The 20,947-nt window shown below is 66.7% G+C and carries 14 protein-coding genes; 8 read left to right on the top strand and 6 right to left on the bottom strand.

Going from position 1 to position 20,947, the window contains the following annotated elements:
- Positions 1-189: 189 nt before the first annotated feature.
- Positions 190-1,605 carry an amidohydrolase family protein gene (locus HY57_RS15005; RefSeq protein ID WP_050997967.1) on the bottom strand — a complete coding sequence of 472 codons (1,416 nt, stop codon included), beginning with the start codon at positions 1,603-1,605 and terminating at the stop codon, positions 190-192.
- Positions 1,606-1,734: 129 nt separating this feature from the next.
- Between HY57_RS15005 and HY57_RS15000 the strand changes: the two genes are divergently transcribed.
- Positions 1,735-2,616, top strand: coding sequence for a LysR family transcriptional regulator (locus HY57_RS15000; RefSeq protein ID WP_019466712.1), 882 nt, complete (start codon positions 1,735-1,737; stop codon positions 2,614-2,616).
- Here HY57_RS15000 and HY57_RS14995 read toward each other — a convergent pair.
- The 5 genes from HY57_RS14995 to HY57_RS14975 all read right to left on the bottom strand — a co-directional run bounded on the left by HY57_RS14995 (position 2,564) and on the right by HY57_RS14975 (position 8,285).
- Positions 2,564-3,772 (bottom strand): amidohydrolase family protein, encoded by a 1,209-nt coding sequence (locus HY57_RS14995; RefSeq protein WP_019466711.1) that lies wholly within the window; start codon positions 3,770-3,772, stop codon positions 2,564-2,566. The genes HY57_RS15000 and HY57_RS14995 overlap by 53 nt on opposite strands.
- A gap of 213 nt (positions 3,773-3,985) precedes the next feature.
- On the bottom strand, positions 3,986-4,981 hold the full coding sequence (locus HY57_RS14990) for a hypothetical protein (protein ID WP_019466710.1): 996 nt from the start codon (positions 4,979-4,981) through the stop codon (positions 3,986-3,988).
- Positions 4,982-5,123: 142 nt separating this feature from the next.
- On the bottom strand, positions 5,124-6,260 hold the full coding sequence (locus tag HY57_RS14985) for a cysteine desulfurase family protein (RefSeq protein WP_019466709.1): 1,137 nt from the start codon (positions 6,258-6,260) through the stop codon (positions 5,124-5,126).
- A 77-nt stretch (positions 6,261-6,337) separates the two neighbouring features.
- Positions 6,338-7,630: an MFS transporter gene (locus HY57_RS14980; RefSeq protein WP_019466708.1), complete on the bottom strand. Its 1,293-nt coding sequence runs from the start codon at positions 7,628-7,630 to the stop codon at positions 6,338-6,340.
- 46 nt (positions 7,631-7,676) lie between these two features.
- On the bottom strand, positions 7,677-8,285 hold the full coding sequence (locus tag HY57_RS14975; protein ID WP_019466707.1) for a TetR/AcrR family transcriptional regulator: 609 nt from the start codon (positions 8,283-8,285) through the stop codon (positions 7,677-7,679).
- A 144-nt stretch (positions 8,286-8,429) separates the two neighbouring features.
- Here HY57_RS14975 and HY57_RS14970 point away from each other — a divergent pair, with 144 nt between their 5' ends.
- From HY57_RS14970 to HY57_RS14940, 7 genes are all read left to right on the top strand, one after another.
- Positions 8,430-9,563 (top strand): efflux RND transporter periplasmic adaptor subunit, encoded by a 1,134-nt coding sequence (locus HY57_RS14970; RefSeq protein ID WP_200873884.1) that lies wholly within the window; start codon positions 8,430-8,432, stop codon positions 9,561-9,563.
- Complete coding sequence (locus HY57_RS14965) at positions 9,560-12,745, top strand: efflux RND transporter permease subunit (protein ID WP_019466705.1); 3,186 nt, start codon at positions 9,560-9,562, stop codon at positions 12,743-12,745. Before HY57_RS14970 ends, HY57_RS14965 begins: the two co-directional genes overlap by 4 nt.
- The gene (locus HY57_RS14960) at positions 12,742-14,232 is read left to right on the top strand and encodes an efflux transporter outer membrane subunit (protein ID WP_019466704.1); all 1,491 of its coding nucleotides are present in this window, start codon (positions 12,742-12,744) and stop codon (positions 14,230-14,232) included. The genes HY57_RS14965 and HY57_RS14960 overlap by 4 nt, the downstream gene beginning before the upstream one ends.
- A gap of 345 nt (positions 14,233-14,577) precedes the next feature.
- Positions 14,578-15,768 (top strand): efflux RND transporter periplasmic adaptor subunit, encoded by a 1,191-nt coding sequence (locus tag HY57_RS14955; RefSeq protein ID WP_026034171.1) that lies wholly within the window; start codon positions 14,578-14,580, stop codon positions 15,766-15,768.
- A 12-nt stretch (positions 15,769-15,780) separates the two neighbouring features.
- Complete coding sequence (locus HY57_RS14950) at positions 15,781-18,924, top strand: efflux RND transporter permease subunit (protein ID WP_019466702.1); 3,144 nt, start codon at positions 15,781-15,783, stop codon at positions 18,922-18,924.
- Positions 18,917-20,314: an efflux transporter outer membrane subunit gene (locus HY57_RS14945; protein ID WP_019466701.1), complete on the top strand. Its 1,398-nt coding sequence runs from the start codon at positions 18,917-18,919 to the stop codon at positions 20,312-20,314. The genes HY57_RS14950 and HY57_RS14945 overlap by 8 nt, the downstream gene beginning before the upstream one ends.
- Entirely contained in the window at positions 20,311-20,937 is a 627-nt protein-coding gene (locus tag HY57_RS14940) for a TetR/AcrR family transcriptional regulator (RefSeq protein ID WP_019466700.1), read from the top strand. Before HY57_RS14945 ends, HY57_RS14940 begins: the two co-directional genes overlap by 4 nt.
- Positions 20,938-20,947: the final 10 nt, after the last annotated feature.

Genomic DNA, 20,947 nt, shown 5'->3' with positions numbered 1-20,947 from the left:
CGTCGGATGGCGGCCGCGGGTTACCTCTGCCGCTCACCGGAGGCCGCCGGGATATCCTGGCCCGGCGTCTGGCGGCTTATTGTCGGTCCGGCCTCGTGCAGTGCCGCGTGAAGAAAAAAGGCCGGCATGGTGCCGGCCTTTTTTCACCCGCCGTGTGCGCCTGCCGGGGTGACAGGTCACCTCACGCGGTTATTGCGCGGCGTGCTGGTTCCATGCGGCCACCTTGGCGCGGGTCTGCTCGAGCATGCCGTCCAGCGCGTGGCGGTCATACACGTGGCCCCGCATGATCACCGTGTCGATATCCCGCGTGGCGTCGATGTCCTTGAGGGGATCGTGCTTCAGCAGCACCAGGTCGGCCGCATGGCCGGTGGCCACGGCGCCGTAGCGGTCCAGCTTGCCGAACCATGCCGGGCCGGCACGCGTCGCGGACGACAGCGCCTGTGCCGGCGTCAGGCCGCTCTTCACGAACAGGCTCAGTTCTTCGTGCAGGCCGATGCCCGGATAGTCGAAGGAATTGAGGAAACCCGCGTCCGTGCCCGCCATGATGGTGACGCCCGCCTGCTGCAGCATCGGCAGCACGGCGGCCAGCTTCCCGTAGTGCTCGTGACGGGCCGCAATCTGCTCCGGCGTCGCCTTGGCGGCACGCTCGATGCGCCAGTCGTAGGTCTTGCGCAGCTTGGGGCCGATGTAGGCGAGGTAGGGATCGTTCGCGTGGTTGTCCGTATCCAGGAAGTCCAGCACGCGACCACCGTTGAGCGTGGGCGTCACGAAGACGCCCTTGCCGCGGAACAACTGGTACGCCTTCATCGCCGTCGCCTTGTCGAAGCCGGCATCCAGGCGCTTGTTGGCTTCGGCACGCGTGATGCGCCCGGCGGCGAAGTCCGCGGCGATGGCCGCTTCGTCCTTTACGCCCGCCTTGTAGGCATAGTCGATGTGTTCGATCGAGCTGATGCCGGCATCCACGGCCTGTTCCACCGTCAACGCCATCGGGATGTGGCCAGACGAGCGCATGCCGAAGCTGTGCGCTTCGGACACGGCGTAGAGGAATAGCTGCGGATCCAGCGTGCTGTCGGTGATCTTGACGAAGTCGACCTTGTCCTTCTTCAGCTTCACGAACGCGGCGTCGACGTCCGCCTTGCTGCCGACTTCGATGGTGCCTTTCCAGACCGGGTGGATGCCTTCGATCTTCGCACCGGAGCTGAAGAGCTGCGGACCGAACAGCGTGCCGTCGGCAATCTCCCCGCGCCAGGCCAGCACCTGCTCGGGCAGGTCGCCGGAGCAGTCGCGGATGGTGGTGATGCCATGCGCGACGTACAGCGGCAGCAAGGCCTTGTTCTCGTCGATCAGGTCCGGGCCGCCGCCGAAATGCACGTGCATGTCCCACAGGCCGGGAATCAGGTAGCGGTGGCCGCCGTCGACGGTAAGGCTGGCCTTCCATGCCTTGGCGATGTCGCTGTCGTTGCCTACGGCAACAATGTCATTGCCGCGCAGCACTACGGCCTGGTCTTCGATGGTCCTGGCGTGCTCGACGTCGACGACGTTGGCATGGCGGATGATCACGTCGCCCGCCGACGGGGCGGCGAAGGCCGGGGCGGCCAGGGCCATCGCCGAAGCGATGGCGACGGAAAGAAGCTTCTTCACGCGTGGTGTTCCTCGTGGCGGGAAAGCGGGCGTTGCCCGGTGCGTCGATCGATGTTAGAAGTCGGTCCTGTCATTTAGAAGCCAAATATTTGAATGACTACCAGTGCAAAACCAAATAGGGCGCTGTTCGACCTGGACCTGCTGCGCGCCATCGTCACGGTGGCTGACTGCGGCAGCTTCACCACGGCCTCCGCGCGCCTCCATTCCACCCAGTCGACGGTGAGCCAGAAGATCCGCCGGCTGGAGGACATGGCTGGCCACCCGCTGCTGGTGCGCGGCAACCGCGACGTGCGCCCTACCGACCAGGGCGAGAAACTGCTTGCCTACGCGCGGCGCATGCTGGCGCTCAACGACGAGATGCTGGACGCGCTGGCGGGCACCGCCGCGGCGGTGACGGTACGGCTGGGCGTGCCGGAGGACTTCGTCGTCGGCCGCACGCCGGCCTTGCTCGCCTCGTTCAATCGCAGGCATCCCCATGTGAAGCTGGAAGTGACCACCGGGCTGAGCCGGGATCTCGCTCATGGCTACGATCACGGCGAACTGGACCTGGTCATCGTCAAGCAGCGCCGCAACAGCCGCGAAGCGGTAGCGCGCTGGCGCGAAAAGCTCGTGTGGATCGACAGCGTGAAGAACCCTGCCGTCGGTCAGGAGCCGCTGCCGCTGGTGGCCTTTCCGCCGCGCGGCCTGTATCGCGAGGAAATGGTCAAGGCGGTAGAGGGGCAGGGCAGGACGTGGCGCATCAGCTTCACCAGTTCCAGCCTGTTCGGCGTACAGTCCGCCGTGGCCGGTGGTCTGGGTGTCAGCCTGATTCCGGCGCGTGCCGTGACGGCCGAACACGTGGTGCTGACGCGCAGACAGGGCCTGCCACCCATCGAAACGATGGACATCGCCCTGCTGCACCGGCCAACGGCCGATCCTGTGGTCAAGGCACTCGCAACGGAACTGGGCCGGATGCTGGAGCGGTATCGCGGTTAGCCCACACGCCGCGCCTGACGACAGTACGGTCAGCGGGTACACCGGCCACGGCCGCCGCGCTGTTGGGGGCATCCACGATCACGAACGTCGCCTCGTGGCCCACGGCAAGGCCGTAGTCCTGCAGGCCCATCACGCGGGCACCGGCATGCGTGACCATGTCGAGCGCCACGTGCAAGGCATCATCGGTATGGAAGCCGGAGCGGTAACCGATCAGCATGGCCCGCTGCAGCAGGTCGCCATTGCCGTAGGGCCACCACGCATCGCGAATGTTGTCGTTGCCGGCGAACACGTGGACACCGGCATCGCGAAGGCGCATCACCGGAGGAAACGGCCGGTCGCCCGGCGCATTGGTCATGATGGCCACGCCCGCATCGGCCAGTGCGGCGGCCGTGCGGTCCACCATGTCGAGCGGGACTTCGCCCAGTGCGTAGGCGTGACTCACCGCGACGCTGCCGTGCATGCCAAGGGCCTGCGTGCGCCCGGCGATGGCGAGCAGTTGCCGGATGCCTTGTTCGCCCGGTTCGTGCAGGTGGATATCGACCTTCACGCCGTGGCGTTCCGCGATGCCGAATACCACGTCAAGGTGCGCCTTGGCGTCGCCATCGAGCGTGGTCGGGTCGATGCCGCCGATGACCTGCGCGCCCGCCGACATCGCCGCGTCCAGCACGTCCGCGGTACCCGGGCAGCTGATGATGCCGGCCTGCGGGAAGGCGACCAGTTCGATATCCACGATACCCTGCCAGCGCTCGCGCGCTTCCAGCACGGCGTGCAGGTGGGAGAGGCCCGTGGTGGCATCGACGTCGACATGGCAGCGCATCGCTGTCGTGCCGAACGAGGCCGCCTGTGCAATAAGCGCCTCCGCGCGCTCCCGCACGGGCCGTGCCGAAGCGAGCTGTATCTTCTCGATGGCCAGTCGTGCACGCAGCGACGTCACCGGGACGTGCGGGTGCCACTGGTCACCGACAAAGCTTTTGTCGAGATGGATATGGCCGTCGACCAGGCCGGGCAGGACGAGCCGGCCTTCGAGGTCGATCCGCTCACGCGCAAGCGAGCTATCGCAGCTGGGCGCGATGGCGGCGAAGCGCCCGTCGCGGACGGCAAGCGAAACGCGTTGGCCGTGCATATCCACGGCGTTGTCGAACAGGCGATCAAACATGTCATGACCCGGGGAGAGCGAGCCACGCGAAGGATGAGGCGCTGCGGGAATACCCGCGAGGCGTGGCAAGGTGTTGGCGATGCCGGTTACCGTAGCGCCGGATCCTGCTATTTGCCAATGAAATACCACAATGCCATGTATTCATATCATGAATACATGGCATGGGCCGCGCGCGCTGGCCCGTCGTGTTTCGTGGGCGAACGCGGCTTGGGGTCAATGCCTGGATGAAGGAATGGCCGTCTGGCAGCCCTGCGTGCATCCGAAATAAGCGACACCCTGGGGATAGTCGATGGTGAGCCTGAAACGGCCGAGTACATTGCCGCCCACAGCGCCTTCGGGCGGCTTGTCCATGAGCGGGTCCATCAAGTTGTGGAAGTCGTCGTCGTTGCGCTCGGTGAACCACACCGGGCCGACCGACCAGCCCGCGATGTCCAGCGAGGGCACTTCGATCATGCGGGTCGGTTGGCCAGCGAACAGCTCGTCGCCGTTTTCCACCGCTCGCCACCCGGGATGTGCGGCATGCCAGCGTTCCAGCTGGCTGTGGGTGATGTAGCTGGTCACGCCAAAGCCGTTGACGGTGGGGGTGCCGGTGGCCTGCTTTCCCGATTCGGAGGGAAAGGCGGTCGCGCCGGTGTCCAGCAGCATGTCGAGCGGCTGGCCATCCACGCGGATTACCACGCGTGGAAACGCGCGGGCCCGCTTGCCTTCGGCATCCTTCTGGAAACCCAGTGTGTAGGCGTGATCGTCCACGACCGGCGTCCAGTGCTTGCCCTGGAGTATCAATTGCTTCGCGGGGTAGTCGAAGGTCCAGATGCGGCCGTTGAGATAGTTGGACCCGAGCATCCCGTCCATGGCGCTGATGGGGTGCTTGTCTTCATAGGTCATGACGCCGGTGCAGGTGGCGTTGGTGGGTGCAGGAATGCCAAGGCCCGGCTTGTAGACGGGAGCAGGCGCGGTGGTGATGTCCTTGCCCTGCAGCGTGCAATGGCCGGCCGCCAGTTTCAGCCGGGACGCCGCCTGCGTGTTGAGCAGGTACATGCCGTCGACACCACCGCCGCCTGTATCCACCAGCAACTTGAGTCGTTCCCCCGATGCGGTTTCCGGCGTGACGAAGAAATGCCCGGCCTCGAAAACGGTGGGAACCACCTGCGCATGCACAGGCGCAATGGCGATTCCGGCGGCAGCGATCAAACTCCATGCAGGTGTCATGACAACGCTCCTTCATTGCACCCGCATAGACTCCATGACAGGCGCGGCGGGATACAAGGTGCCGGTAGTCATCAAGTCGCCACCCTGAAGGGTGCGTGCCCTGTCATGGCGATCCTGGACGGGGCCCTTGGCCCGGCGTGTTTCAGCCGTCGCGGCGGCGCGTGGTTTCGCTGGTGCGCAGCTGGTCCACCACGGCATCGATGTCCGCCCGTGTCGTGCCTCGCCCGAGGCTGAAGCGGACAGCGCCCATGCCGGTGCGTTCACTCACGCCCATGGCCGCGAGCACCGGCGACAACTCGACCACGCCCGCATGGCAGGCCGAACCGGTGGAAGCGGCGACGCCTTCGAGCCCGGCTAGTACCTCGGCCCCGATACGGTCCACGAAACCGACGTTGAGCGTATTGGGCAGGCGGTCCGTGGGATGGCCGTGGAGCACCACGCGCTCGCCGTACACATCCTGCAATGCATGCCAGAAGTGATCGCGCAGCGCGCGGATGCGCGTCACCGGCGCGAGGTCGCCGGCCAGGGCGCAGGCCTCGCCCAGGGCCGCGGCAAGCAGCGCGCTCTCGGTGCCCGCGCGCCGGCCCTGTTCGTGTCCGGCACCATGGATCAACGGTTCCAACAGCGTGCCGCGCCGGACGTACAGCGCGCCAATGCCCTTGGGTGCGTACAGCTTGTGGCCTGCCAGGCTGAGGAGATCGACGCCGAGCGGGTCGACCTGCGTCGCTACCTTGCCTGCCGACTGCGCGGCATCGGTGTGGAAGCGCACGCCGTGCTCGCGTGCGATCGCGCCAAGGGCTTCGATGGGTTGCAGCGTCCCCGTCTCGTTGTTCGCATGCATGATGCTGATGAGCACGGTGCGCGGCGTGATGGCGCGGCGCACCGCATCGGGATCGACCCGGCCCATCGCGTCCACCGGCAGCATGGTCACCGAAGCCCCCAGTTTCTGCAGGAACGCCAGCGGCTTCAGTACGGATGGATGTTCCGTCACCTGCGTGATGATGTGGTCGCCGCAGTCGCGCAGTGCGAAAAAACTGCCCTTGAGGGCAAGATTGTTCGCCTCGCTACCGCCGCTGGTGAACACGATCTCGTCGGGCTGCGCACCGAGCAGCGAGGCCACCTGGCGGCGCGCATGCTCCAGTGCATCCTTCGCCGGCCGGCTGGCCCAGTGCCCGCTCGAGGGGTTGCCGAAGGCGTCGTGGAGATACGGTTGCATGACGGCCTGCACCACCGGATCAATCGGCGTGCTGGCGTTGTAATCGAGGTAGATGGAGGTCATCCCGGAACACCTGCACGTGAGGGTGGTGACGTCCGCCCGTTGGTTGGCGCAGCGGATGCCGCATGATGAAACGGTGACTACGGCCCGGGCAATGACGCCACGGCTGGAGGCGCCGACCCAGGCCGCCGGCCCCTCATCACAACGGCCACCACGGCACCGGAGACGAAGGTGAGGGCGCCGATGGACTGGATGGCCGTGGCAAAGCCGAAGCGGTCCGCGATCAATCCGGCCGACAACGCGCCAATGGCGTACCCCAGGTCGCGCCAGAAGCGATACACGCTGAGCGAGCGGGCGCGCCATGCCGGCGCCGATGCGTCGGACACCGCCGCGATCAGGCTGGGATACACCATGGCCGTGCCCACGCCGAGCAGCACACTGGCCACCAGCCACCACGCGAAATGGCCGGTGGCGGCGGTGAGGAAAAGGCCGGCCGCCTGCACCCACATGCCAGCGACGATGAGTCCCTTGCGCCCCCAGCGATCGCTCAGCGGGCCGGTCACCACCTGGCCCACGCCCCATACCACCGGGTACACCGCCTTGAGGATGCCGATGCGCTCCACGCCCATGCCGAGCGAGGTGAAGAACAAGGGGAAGATGCCCCAGCTCATGCCGTCGTTGAGGTTGTTCACCAGCCCTGCCTGCGACGCGGCGAACAGATCGCGGTTGCGGTACGTGGTGAGCGCAAAGACTTCACGGAAGCTGAGCGACGCCGCGGAGTCGTTCGCGTCCCGTGTCTCGGTGCGGACGTGTTCGCGCGTGTCGCGTACGGCAAGCATGGACAACAGGGTACCCAGCACGGCGTAGCCGATGCCCAGGTAGATCGGCACCGGTCGCAGGCCATGGCGGCTGGCCAGATAGCCCGTCAGGAAGGCCGTGGCACCCACGGCGACATAGCCGGCGAATTCGTTGAGCCCCACTGCGAGCCCGCGACTCTTCGGGCCTACCAGGTCGACCTTCATGATCACCGTCATCGACCAGGCGAAACCCTGGCTCAGGCCGAGTAGCACGTTGGCCGCGACGATCCACTCCCAACTCGGGGCCGTGATGATGATGAAGGGCACGGGCAAGCCCAGCAGCCAGCCGATCACCAGCACGCGCTTGCGCCCCCAGGTATCCGCGAGGTGGCCGGAAACGAGATTGGCGAGCGCCTTGACCACGCCGAAGCTGACGATGAACGAGGTGATCAGCGTGGTCGACGCAATGTGGAACGTCTCCGCGCCGATCAGCGGCACCACGGTGCGCTCGATGCCCACCATGCCGCCGACAAAGGCGTTGATCAGCACCAGCCATGCGAACTGGCGCCAGTTCTCCTTCAGGCCCAGCCTGACGGTGGCGTGGTGCTCGCCTGGCGCGTGGGTCGGGTCAGTCATGGGGCGTTGCCAGCTGGGCCATTCGCCGTCGTTTCCGGGCGGATGCTTACTTGAAGAAGGTTGAGTTGAAGATCACGCCCAGAGTGTTCTGCGCCGCCTCGTCGGGCAATTCCTTCGGAATGGTTTCGTTGAAGAAACGCATGCCGTCGACCAGCGCCATGGTACCGAAGGCGAGATCCTTGGGCGGGGCGGGCGGCTTGGTGCCGCGCATCTGATAGAAACGCTCGATGACCTCGGCGATGTCGTCGCGCTTTTCGACGCAGTAGGCGTTGAGCCGGGCGCGGAATTTCGCGTCACGCAAGGCCAGCAGGCGCGCCTCGGCCCACAGGATGAAGTTTTTCTCGTCGCGGTACACGCGCAGGTAGTACTGCGTGATCCGTTGCTCGACGGCTTCCAGGGAAATCGGCGCCTCGAGGATCTCGTGCAGATCCTCGCGCACGCACTGGTGGTCCTGGCTCAGCAGCTCGATGAACAGCTCGGCCTTGCTCTTGAAGTTCGAATAGAACGCGCCGCGCGTGTAGCCGGCCTGCGCCGTGATGTCTTCCACGCTGGCGGCGGCAAAGCCTTTCTTGGCGATGACGGATGCCGCCGCCTCCAGCAGACGCTGGTGGGTCTGGTCGCGGCTTTCTTCGCGGGTCAGTCGTTTACGGGCCATGCGGCATCGTACCACGTAGGCCACAAGTCATCATCTGGATCTATATTTGTATTCAGATACAACTGTGTATTAGAGTTCGTAATCGTATGCAGCGCCCGCTGGCCGGGACGCTGCATTCGCCCCCATCCCCATCAGGAACGGCTCGTGATTCATCCAGACTCCCCGGCGCGAGGTTCCGCGCGCAGGCCCGTGGCGTGGCTGGGCATGGCGGCGGCACTCGCGCTGCTGGCCGGTTGCGGTCACCAGGCCCAAGACCCCGAGGCAGCCCGCCCCGTCATCGCCTTGCCGGCCCCGGCGGCGGACGGCGTCAGCGTCCTGCGCTTTCCCGGCGAGATCCACGCGCGCTACGAAATGCCCTTGTCCTTCCGCGTGCCCGGGCAACTGGCGTCGCGCGACGCGCGCCTGGGCGACAGCGTGAAAAAGGGGCAGGTGCTGGCGCGTCTTGATGATGCCGACGCCGCGAAGAACGAAGCCGCCGCCCGTGCCGCGCTGGAAGCGGCCGAGCATCGGCTGGTTTTCGCCACCCAGCAGCGCGATCGCGACGAAGCGCAGGCCAAGGCCAACCTGATCAGCCAGCTCCAACTGGAGCAGACGCGCGATGCCTATGCGTCCGCGCTGGCATCGCAGGTACAGGCACGGCAGCAATACGAGCTGGCGCAGAACCAGCACCGCTACAACGCCCTCGTGGCCGATCGCGACGGCGCCATCACGAGCGAGCAGGCGGAGGTGGGGCAGGTGCTGGCCGCGGGGCAGGCCGTGTTCGGCTTTGCCTGGTCGGGCGAGCGCGATGTGTTCGTCGACGTGCCCGAGTCGCGCATCGGCGAGATCGGGCCGGGGCAGGCCGCCAGCGTCAGCCTGCCTTCGGTGGCCGGCAAACCGCTGGTTGCGCATGTGCGGGATGTGGCGCCGGCGGCCGATCCGGCCAGTCGCACCTATCGCGTCAAGCTCGCTCTGGACGCGCCCAGCGCGCAGGTCCGCCTGGGCATGATCGCCGACGTGGCGCTGCAGGCCTCGTCCAGCGCAGACGCGTCGGTGCGGCTGCCGGCCACCGCCTTGTTCCATCAGGGCGAGCAGCCGGCGGTATGGGTGGTTCGCCCGGCGGACATGACGCTGGAGCTTCGCCCCGTCACCGTGTTGCGATACGGCGAGCGCGACGTCTTGCTTGGCTCCGGCATCAAGCCGGGTGAGCGCGTGGTGATGCAGGGCGTGCACACGGTCAGTGCCGGCGAGAAGGTGGCACCGATGGAGCCGCCGCATCCCGAGGATCGCCCGCTGTGAGCGCGCAGTCTCCCCACGAGGAAGGCCGCTTCAATCTCTCGGCCTGGGCGCTGCGACACCAGTCGCTGGTGTTCTTCATCATGGTGATGGTCGCGCTGTTCGGCATGCTTTCGTACAGCCGGCTGTCTCAGTCGGAGGATCCACCGTTCACCTTCAAGGTGATGGTGGTGCAGACCTACTGGCCGGGCGCCGACGCGAAGCAGGTGCAGGAGCAGGTCACCGACCGCATCTCGCGCAAGCTGCAGGAGACGCCATCCATCGATTTCCTGCGCAGCTACTCGCGCCCCGGCGAGTCGCTGATCTTCTTCAACATCAAGGATTCCGCGCCGGCGTCCAGCGTGCCCGATACCTGGTACCAGGTGCGCAAGAAAGTGGGCGATATCGCCGCGCAATTGCCGCCGGGCGTGCAGGGGCCGTTCTTTAACGACGAGTTCGGCGACGTCTATACCAACATCTATGCGCTGGAGGGCGATGGTTTTTCGCCCGCGCAGCTGCATGACTACGCGGACCAGTTGCGTGCGGAGCTGCTGCGTGTGCCGGGCGTGGGCAAGGTGGATTTCCTGGGCGACCAGAACCAGCGCATCACCATCGAGATAGCCAACGCGAAACTGTCCCAACTGGGTATCACGCCGCAGCAGATCGCACAGGCCATCAACGAACAGAACGCGGTGGCCTCGGCCGGCATCATCACCACCGCCGATGACCGCGTATACGTGCGACCCAGTGGGCAGTTCAACGACGTCGCCGCGCTGGAAAACACCTTGCTGCGCATCAACGGCCGCAGCTTCCGCCTGGGCGACATGGCCACCGTGCGGCGTGGCTACGATGATCCGCCGAGCCAGCAGATGCGCTTCATGTCGCAGCAGGTGCTGGGCATCGGCATCACCATGCAGCCGGGCGGCGATGTGATCCATCTGGGCCAGGCGCTGGACAAGGCCACGGTGGACCTGCAGAAGCGCCTGCCTGCCGGCCTCAAGCTCAACGAAGTCACCAGCATGCCGCACGCGGTGTCGCATTCAGTGGACGACTTCCTTGAGTCCGTCGCCGAAGCGGTGGCCATCGTGTTGCTGGTCAGCCTGCTCAGCCTGGGCTTTCGCACCGGCATGGTGGTGGTGATCTCCATTCCGTTCGTGCTCGCCGCCACGGCGCTGTGCATGGAATTGTTCGGCATTGGCCTGCACAAGGTGTCGCTCGGCACGCTGGTGCTGGCGCTGGGCCTGCTGGTGGACGACGCGATCATCGCGGTGGAGATGATGTCCGTGAAGCTGGAGCAGGGCTGGAGCCGCCTGCGCGCGGCCGCGTTCGCCTATACCAGCACGGCATTTCCCATGCTCACCGGCACGCTGGTGACGGTGTCGGGCTTCCTGCCCATTGCGCTGGCCAAGTCCGGCACGGGCGAGTACACGCGCTCGATCTTCGAGGTATCCGCCATCGCCTTGCTGGTGTCCTGGCTGGCGGCGGTGATCGTGATTCCGCTGCTGGGCTATCACATGCTGCCCGAGCACCATGCACGGGCGAAGCCCGGCGACGAATGGTGGGCGCGTTTCCTGCCGGCGCGCTGGCGCGATGCGCGCCGCGCGAAGGCGCTGGCCGTCCCGGCGCACGGCGGTGACATCGACATCTACGGCACGGCGTTCTACCAGCGCTTTCGCCGCATGCTGGATGCCTGCCTAAGGCACCGCGTGCTGGTGCTGGTGGTGACCGTGGCTTTGTTCGTGGTGTCGATGGCGGGCTTCGGGCTGGTGCCCAAGCAGTTCTTCCCCAGCTCCGACCGCCCCGAACTGCTGGTGGACCTGCGCCTGCCCGAAGGCGCTTCGTTCGATGCCACGCTGGTGCAGGTCAAGCGCATGGAAAACGTGCTGAAGCAGCGCAAGGAAGTCGCCAACTACGTGAGTTTCGTGGGCAGCGGCGCGCCGCGCTTCTACCTGCCGCTGGACCAGCAGCTGGCCCAGCCCAACTTCGCGCAGTTCGTGGTGACCGCCAGGGACGTGCAGCAGCGCGAAGCCCTGGCGGGCTATCTCGACGGCGTGCTGGCGCATGATTTCAGCGCCGTGCGCACCCGCGTCAGTCGGCTGGAGAACGGACCGCCGGTAGGCTTTCCCGTGCAGTTCCGCATCAACGGCGATGACATCGCCACGGTGCGCGGCATTGCCGAAAAGGTGGCTGGCGTGGTGCGCGCCGACCCGCGCACGCGCAACGTGCAGTTCGACTGGGACGAGCCGGCCGAACGCTCGGTGCGCTTCGAGATCGACCAGGCAAAGGCGCGGCAGCTGGGCATCAGTTCGCAGGATGTCGCCAACTTCCTGGCGCTGTCCCTGTCGGGCACCACCGTCACGCAGTACCGCGAGCGCGACAAGCTGATCGCGGTGGACCTGCGTGCCCCGAAGAACGAGCGCGTGCATCCCGACCAGATCGAACAGCTCGCGCTGCCCACGCCCAACGGCCAGGCCATTCCGCTGGCGCAGCTTGGCCATGTGCGCTACGGGCTGGAATATGGCGTGATCTGGGAACGTGACCGCCAGCCGTCGATTACCGTGCAGGCCGACACGCGCAACGGCGCACAGGGCCTGGACGTGACCAACGCCATCGACGCGAAGCTGGGTGAACTGCGCAGCCACCTGCCGGTGGGTTATCGCATCGAAGTGGGTGGCTCGGTGGAGCAGAACGCCAAGGCGCAGGGCTCCATCAACGCGCAAATGCCGCTGCTGGTGATCGCAGTGCTCACCTTGCTGATGATCCAGCTGCAAAGCATCGGCCGCACCTTCATGGTGGTGCTCACCGCGCCGCTGGGCCTGATCGGCGTGATCGTGTCGCTGCTGATGTTCCGCCAGCCGTTCGGCTTCGTCGCCCTGCTGGGCACCATCGCCATGTTCGGCATCATCATGCGCAACTCGGTGATCCTGGTGGACCAGATCGAGCAGGACATCCGCGAGGGTCATCCACGCTGGGAGGCGATCGTGGGCGCCACGGTGCGACGGTTCCGCCCCATCACGCTCACCGCCGCGGCGGCGGTGCTCGCGCTGATTCCGCTGTTGCGCAGCAACTTCTTCGGCCCCATGGCCACCGCATTGATGGGCGGCATCACCGTCGCCACCGTGCTTACCTTGTTCTATCTGCCGGCGCTGTACGCCGCGTGGTATCGCGTGCGTGCCGACGAAGCGCCGAAGGAGATTGCCCCATGAAGCGTTTCCCCCGTCACCTGCTGGCGCTTGCCGTGGCCGCCGCGCTGGCCGGTTGTTCGTTCGCGCCGCCGGCCAAGCCACCCAAGGCGCCGGAACCCGCCAGCTACACCGTGGCACCGGCGCCTGTCGCCAGTGCCGAAGCCGGCGGCGTGTCGCAGCGCTTCACCGCTGGCGTCCCGGCCGTGCCCGTGTGGTGGCATGCCTATGGCTCGGCAGAACTGGACGCGATGGTCGACGAAGGCCTGCGCAACAGCCCGTCGCTGGAGGCGACGCGGCACACGCTGGAATCGGTGCGTCAGCAATATCGCGCCGAAGTGGGCAACGCCTTGTGGCCTTCGCTGGATGCCGGTGGCCAGGTGAGTCGCCAGCGCGCGCTGGGCCTGCCCAATATCGGCCGGCCGACCAACATCTACAACGTCTTCGCGGGGCAGTTGCAGCTGGGTTACGACTTCGACCTGTTCGGCGTCTCGCGTAACGAGGTGAAGCAGGCCGCGGCGCAGGTGGACGCACAGTCGTACCAGTTCGATGCGGCAAGGCGTGCGCTTGCCGCCAATATCGTGATCAGCGCCGTGCGTGCGTCGTCGCTGGCGGAGCAGGTGAGTGCCACGGAGCGGTTGTCCACGCTGGCGCGCGAGCAGGTGGACCTTGCCGACAAGGCTTACCGGCTCGGCGCCGCCGCGCATGAAGACGTGCTGGGGGCACAGCGCAACGCTGCATCCATCGATGCCGGTTTGCCCGGCCTGCGCGCGCAGGCCCTGCGCGAACGCCACGCGCTTGCCGTGCTGATGGGGCGCACGCCGGATCAGTCGCCGGCCGTGCTGACGCTGGCCAGCCTGAGCCTGCCGGCCGACGTGCCGGTAGTCGTGCCGTCCGAGTTGCTGAGCCAGCGGCCGGATGTGCTGGCGGCGGAGGCGAACGTGCGCGCGACGTCCGCGCAGGTCGGCGTGGCCACCGGCAACATGTTTCCGCATCTTTCGCTGAGCGCGTCGCTGGGCACGGGGGCGTTTGATCGCGCCAGGCTTTTCACGGGGGCAGGGACCATCTGGGGCGCCACCGCCGGCCTTACCCAGCCGATCTTCCACGGCGGCGCGTTGCGTGCGCAGCGCAAGGCGGCCATCGCGAACTACGAGGCGGCGATCGCGCAGTACCAGCAGACCGTGCTGGGCGCGTTCCAGAACGTTGCCGATACGCTCACCGCACTCGACCAGGACGCGCTTGCGCTCAAGGCCGCGGAAGGCGGCGAGACCTCGGCGCGGCAGTCCAACGACGATGCGCAGCAGCGCTATCGGCTGGGTTCTGTGTCCTACCCGGTCACGGTGGCCAGCGAGCAACGCTGGCAGAACGCGCGCGTGCAGGCCATCCAGGCGACCGCGGCGCGCCTGATCGATACCGCGGCGCTGTACCAGGCGATGGGTACGCCGAGCGATGAAACCGTCGGCGGGCGAGGCGATGGCGTTCCGTCGCGGGACGGGCAGGGCGCCCGTTGACCTTGCCCCAGGCCCGGATCACCGGGTCTGGTCGCATTTTGTTACGACTCTCGCACCGGCAAGGGTGTGGCTTCCGGCATTGGCGCGGAGCGCACCCGGCTGCCAAGGTGCCGGCAAAGGACACATGAGGCTGCAGGGAAGCGATCCGCGCGCGGGTCCGCTTGCGTGGTTGCCCATTTAGCCGATGGGACAGTCAGTTAGCCGCAAGCAAACCGAGGCGTCGGGCCTGTTCCAGGCATGACCTCCGTCAGGGTTGACTAACTTTACTCACCAGTTCGAAAATGAGAATGATCATTCACTCTCGTTTTTGCACCGTCCCCTCCCCACGGGACTGAGGCTACCGCTATGTCTCTCGTACGCAGGTTTTTGCGCCCATGGTTGGCGAGTGTCCTGGTTCCGGCCGCGATGGCGCTGGCGGCCTGCAGCGGCAAGACCCAGGCGCCGCACGGCGGCGCCGCCGAGGTCACCGTGGTCACGCTCAAGCCGCGGCCAGTCACGGTCACCCGCGAGCTGCCGGGACGCACCAACGCCTTCCTGATGGCGGAGGTCCGGCCGCAGGTGAACGGCATCATCAAGCAGCGCCTGTTCGAAGAGGGCGCGATGGTGAAGGCCGGCCAGCCGCTCTATCAGTTGGAGGACGCCCAGTACCGCGCCGACAACAACAACGCCAAGGCCACCCTCGCGAAGGCCAGGGCCGCGCTGTATTCGGCACAGCTCAACGCCAGGCGCACCAGCGACCTGGCGCGCATCGATGCGGCGAGCAAGCAGGACGACGAGAACGCCACCGCCGCGTGGCGACAGGCCGAGGCCGACGTGGCCGCGGCGCAGGCGTCGGTGGAAAGCACCGGCGTGACGCTGGCCTTTGCGCGCATCGTGTCGCCGATCACCGGTCGCATCGGCAAATCCAGCGTGACGCCGGGCGCACTGGTGACGGCCAACCAGGCCGATCCCATGGCGCGCGTGCAGCAACTCGACCCGGTGTACGTGGACGTGACCCAGTCCAGCAGCGAGCTGCTGGCGTTGCGCAAGCAGATCGCCACCGGCGCCCTGAAGGAAACCGACGGCACGCCGGTGAAGATCCTGCTGGAAGACGGCACGCCCTACGCGCACCAAGGCAAGCTCCAGTTTTCCGATGTCAGTGTGGACCCGACCACCGGCAGCTTTGCGTTGCGCGTGATCGTGCCCAATCCCGAACATGTGCTGCTGCCGGGCATGTACGTGCGCGCCGTGCTGGACAAGGGCAGCAACCCGCAGGCGCTGCTGGTGCCGCAGCCGGGCATCGCACGCGACCCCAAGGGCGGCGCGACGGCCATGGTGGTGGACAAGGACGGCAAGGCCGCGCTGCGCGACGTACAGGTGAGCCGCACCATCGGCGACCAGTGGCTGGTCGAAAGCGGCCTGGCGGCCGGCGACAAGGTGATCGTGGAAGGGCTGCAGATGATCCAGCCCGGCATGGCTGTGCACGCCACCGAAGCGGGTGCGCCCGCTTCTGCCGCTGCTGCGGCCGGGGCGGCGCAGGCGTCGGTGGCCAAATAAGGATCTCGACTCATGGCCCGGTTTTTCATCGATCGCCCCATCTTCGCGTGGGTCATCGCCATCATCGTCATGCTGGCCGGTGCGTTGTCGCTGCTGCGCCTGCCGGTATCGCAATACCCGGTGATCGCGCCGCCGCAGGTGACCATCAACGCCAACTATCCCGGTGCGTCCGCACAGGCGGCGGAAGACTCGGTGACGCAGGTCATCGAGCAGAACATGAAGGGCCTGGATGGCCTGATCTACATGTCCGCCACCAGCGACTCCAGTGGCTCGGTGCAGGTGACGCTCACCTTCCAGAACGGCACCAACCCCGACATCGCCCAGGTGCAGGTGCAGAACAAGCTGCAGCTGGCCACGCCGCTGCTGCCGCAGATCGTGCAGCAGCAGGGCATCAACGTGGTGAAGTCGAGCTCGGGCTTCCTGATGGTGGTGGGCTTCGTGTCCGAGGACGGACGCCTGGATGGCGATGACATCTCCGACTTCGTCACCGCCAGCGTGGTCGATCCGCTCAGCCGCGTGGAAGGCGTGGGCAATATCGAGGTGTTCGGCTCCAAGTACGCCATGCGCATCTGGCTGGATCCGAACAAGCTCGATACCTACAAGCTGACGCCTGCCGAGGTGGTGGCGGCGCTGCGTGCACAGAACCAGCAGGTGGCCGTGGGGCAGATCGGCGGCAACCCGGCAGTGAAGGGCCAGAAGCTCAATGCCACGGTGATCGCGCAGCAACGCCTGCAGACGCCCGAGCAGTTTCGCAACATCGTGGTCCGCAGCAATACGGACGGCTCGGTGCTGACCCTGGGCGACGTGGCGCGTGTGGAGCTTGGCCTGCAGGAGTACGGCTTCACCAGCAAGTACAACGGCAAGCCGGCCACTGGCATTGCCGTCTCGCTCACCTCCGGCGCCAACGCGCTGGCCACGGCCGAGCGCGTGACGGCGGCCCTCAAGCAGATGGAGCCCTCGTTCCCGCGCGGGGTGAAGTCGGTGGTTGCGTTCGACACCACACCGTTCGTGAAGGTGTCGATCAAGGGCGTGATCAAGACGCTGCTGGAAGCCATCGTGCTGGTGTTCCTGGTGATGTATCTGTTCCTGCAGAACTTCCGGGCCACGCTGATTCCCACCATCGCGGTGCCGGTGGTGTTGCTGGGCACGTTCGGCGTGCTGGCGGCCATGGGCTACTCCATCAACATGCTGACCATGTTCGCCATGGTGCTGGCCATTGGCCTGCTGGTGGACGACGCCATCGTGGTGGTGGAGAACGTCGAGCGCGTGATGAGCGAAGAGGGGCTCTCGCCCCTGGAAGCCACGCGCAAGTCGATGTCGCAGATCACCGGCGCACTGGTGGGCATCGCCCTGGTGCTGTCGGCGGTGTTCGTGCCGATGGCCTTCCTCAGCGGCTCCACCGGTGTGATTTATCGCCAGTTCTCGGTGACCATCGTGTCGTCGATGGCCTTGTCGGTGCTGGTGGCCATTGTGTTGACACCGGCGCTGTGCGCCACCCTGCTCAAGCCCATCGCGAAGGGCCATCACGCATCCGATCGTGGCTTCTTTGGCTGGTTCAATCGCAAGTTCGACCAGGGCACGCAGAAGTACGAGCGCAGTGTCGGCGGCATCCTCGCGCGGGGCCGGCGCTTCCTGCTGGTGTTCGTGGTGATGAGCGCCGCCATGGTGGTGGTGTTCCTGCGCCTGCCCACCTCGTTCCTGCCGATGGAAGACCAGGGCTTTGTCTTCGCCATGGTGCAGGCGCCCGTGGGCGCCACCACCGAGAGCACGGGGCAGGTGATGGGCCGCGTGGAGAAGCAATTCATGGACGATCCGGCGGTGGATTCGGTGTTCTCCGTGCAGGGCTTCAGTTTTGCCGGCGGCGGCCAGAACACGGGCATGGCGTTCGTGCAGTTGAAGGACTGGAGCCTGCGCCACGGCCACGACCTGAGCCTGGATGCCGTCACCGGACGCGCCATGGGCGCCTTCAGCCAGATCAAGCAGGCGATGGTGTTTGCCTTTGCGCCGCCGGCCGTGCCGGAACTGGGCAACTCGGCCGGCTTCGACTTCTACCTGAAGGACAACGCCGGGCTCGGCCACGCGGCGCTGGTCGAGGCGCGCAATCAGTTCGTGCAGGCGGCGGCGCAGAACAAGCTGCTCGCCAACGTGCGCGCCAACGGCCAGGACGATACGCCGCAATTCCGCATCGACGTGGATTACCGCAAGGCAGCGGCGCAGGGGCTGGCCATCGGCGACATCAACGACACCCTGACGATGGCCTGGGGTGGTCAGTACATCGACGACTTCATGGACCGCGGCCGCGTGAAGCGCGTGTTCGTGCAGGCCGACGCGCCGTTCCGCATGGCGCCGGAAGACTTCGAGAAGTGGTCTGTGCGCAACGCCAGCGGCGCGATGGTGCCGTTCCGTGCCTTTGCCAGCACGCGCTGGGACTTCGGCTCGCCGCGCCTGGAGCGCTACAACGGCGCGTCGGCCATGGAGATCAACGGCGAGGCCGCGCCGGGCGTGAGCTCGGGCGTGGCCATGGCCGAGGTCGAGAAGCTGGTGGCGGCGCTGCCGCACGGCATCGGCATGGAATGGACCGGCCAGTCGTACCAGGAACGCGAAGCCGGTGCGCAGGCGCCGCTGCTGTACACCTTGTCGGTGCTGGTGGTGTTCCTGTGCCTGGCGGCGCTGTACGAGAGCTGGTCCATTCCCACCGCCGTGCTGCTGGTGGCGCCGCTGGGCATTCTCGGCACGGTGACGGCGGCGTATTTCCGTGGCCTGGACCGCGATGTGTACTTCCAGGTGGCGATGCTCACCACGGTGGGCCTGTCGAGCAAGAACGCAATCCTGATCGTGGAGTTCGCCAAGGAGAACCTGGAGAAGGGCATGGCGCTGATTGCCGCCACGCTGCTGGCGGTGCGCACGCGCCTGCGTCCGATCCTGATGACGTCGCTGGCGTTCGGACTGGGCGTGCTGCCGCTGGCGCTGGCCGCCGGTGCGGGCTCGGGTGCGCAGCGCGCGATCGGCACCGGCGTGCTGGGCGGCATGATCGCCGGTACCGCGCTGGGCATTTTCTTCGTGCCGCTGTTCTTCGTGACGGTGCAGCGCGTGTTCGTCAGGAAGAAAGCGCCAGCCAACACGGCACAGGCGATGGGGGAGATGACCCATGACTAAGCCCATCCTCACCGCGTGCTGTGCGGCGATCGCCCTGGTCATCGGCGGTTGCGTGAACATGGCGCCGAAACTGCCGGCCGCGCAGGCGGATATCCCCGCCGTCTGGCCTCTGCCGGAGGCAGCCGCCGGCGTGCCGGGGCGTGCGTCGGATATCGGTTGGCGCCAGTTCTTCACCGATCCGAAGCTGGCGCACCTGATCGAGCTGTCACTGGACAACAACCGCGACCTGCGCGTGGCGATACTGAACGTGGAGAAGGCGCGTGCGCAGTACCGCATCCAGCGTGCCGACCGCGTGCCGTCGATCAACGTGGTTGGCCAGTCCACCCGCACAGGTGGCAGCGGCCAGGCAGTCAGTGATCAGGCAAGTGTGGAGCTGGGCACGGCCAACTTCGAACTGGACCTGTTCGGCCGCGTGCACTCGCTGAGCACGGCCGCGCTGGAACGGTACCTTGCGCAGGACGAATCACGGCGCAGCGCGCAACTGAGCCTGATCGCCGAGGTGGCCAATGCGTACCTCACGCTGGCGGCGGATCAGGAGTCGCTGAAAGTGGCCCAGGCCACGCGCGACAACCAGGAGGCGTCGTTCCATCTGACACAGCAGCGACATGCGTTGGGCGCCGCATCCCAGCTGGACCTGAGCCAGGCGCAGACCACCGTGGAAAGCGCGCGTGCTGATATGGCCCGCTACGCCGGTCAGGTGGCGCAGGACACCAATGCCTTGCGCCTGCTGGTGGGCGCGCCACTGGATGAATCGCTGCTGCCCGATGGCCTGAATGGCGGCGTCACCATGCTGGGTGCCTTGCCGGCGGGACTGCCTTCCGACGTGCTGCTGCGCCGGCCCGACATCCTGCAGACGGAACACCTGCTGCGTGCGGCCAATGCGGATGTCGGCGCGGCGCGGGCGGCATTCTTCCCCTCCATCCAGCTCACCGGCAGCGCGGGCACGGCGAGCACCGGTCTCTCTGGCCTCTTCAAAGGCGGTAGCGGTGCCTGGACGTTCATGCCGCAGATTACCGTGCCGATTTTCCAGGGCGGCCGGCTCACGGCACAGCTCGCGGGCGCCAAGGCCGACCAGCAGATCGCGCTGGCGCAGTACGAGAAAGCCATCCAGACCGGCTTTCGCGAAGTCGCCGATGCGCTGGTGCTGACCGGCACGCTGGCCGACCAGCGCCAGGCACAGGAGGCACTGGAGAGCGCGGCAGCGCGGGCGGATGAACTGTCCAGGGCGCGTTATCGCGCGGGGCGGGACAGCTACCTGGAGTCGCTGGTGACGCAGCGTGCGCTGTACAGCGCGCAGCAACAACTGATCGCGACGCGGCTGGCCGAGCAGACCAACCGGGTCACTTTGTATAAAGTGCTCGGAGGCGGCTGGAACGAACGCGCACCATGAGCAAGCAGGGGAAAACCGACGAAAAGCCACTGAGCGAACGCGCCAGGGAGCAGCGTGAGCGCATCCTGGCGGCCGCGCAGGATTGCTTTGTCCGATACGGCTTCCATGCGGCGAGCATGGCCAACATCGCCGAGGCGGCGAAGATGAGCGCGGGCCTCATCTACCGTTATTTTCCCAACAAGAGTGCGATCGTGCTGGCCATCATCGAGCGCCAGACCGAGATGGAGCTGGAGGACATGCGCGCCTTCGACTCCTCGATGGACCTGACCGAGATGCTGGTGGAAACCTTCGGCACCTGGACCCGGCCCACGCCCGACATGCGCATCATGAATGCCGCGCTGTTCCTGGAGGCGAGTGCAGAGGCCACCCGCGACGAGGCGGTGGCCACGGCCATGCACCAGGTCGATCAGCTCTATTTCGGCGAGCTGCAGGCGATTTTGACGCGGCCGGCGGCGGAGGGCGGCTTCGGCATGCCGGCCGAACTGGCCCGGCAGCGTGCGCTGGTGCTTACCTGTCTGGTGGAAGGCCTGGCCGTGCGCGCCGCGCGCGACCCGGCGCTGGATCCGCAGTGGTTGCGCTCGGCATTGGGTGAGGCGATGCAGCACTTGCTGGCGCCGCGCTGATCGATCGCCC

Origin of the sequence: Dyella japonica A8, from assembly GCF_000725385.1 — a bacterium.
In the GTDB taxonomy this organism is placed as follows: domain Bacteria; phylum Pseudomonadota; class Gammaproteobacteria; order Xanthomonadales; family Rhodanobacteraceae; genus Dyella; species Dyella japonica_C.
The sequence above is the reverse complement of the archived record's forward strand: the minus strand, read 5'-3'. Positions and strand labels throughout refer to the sequence as shown.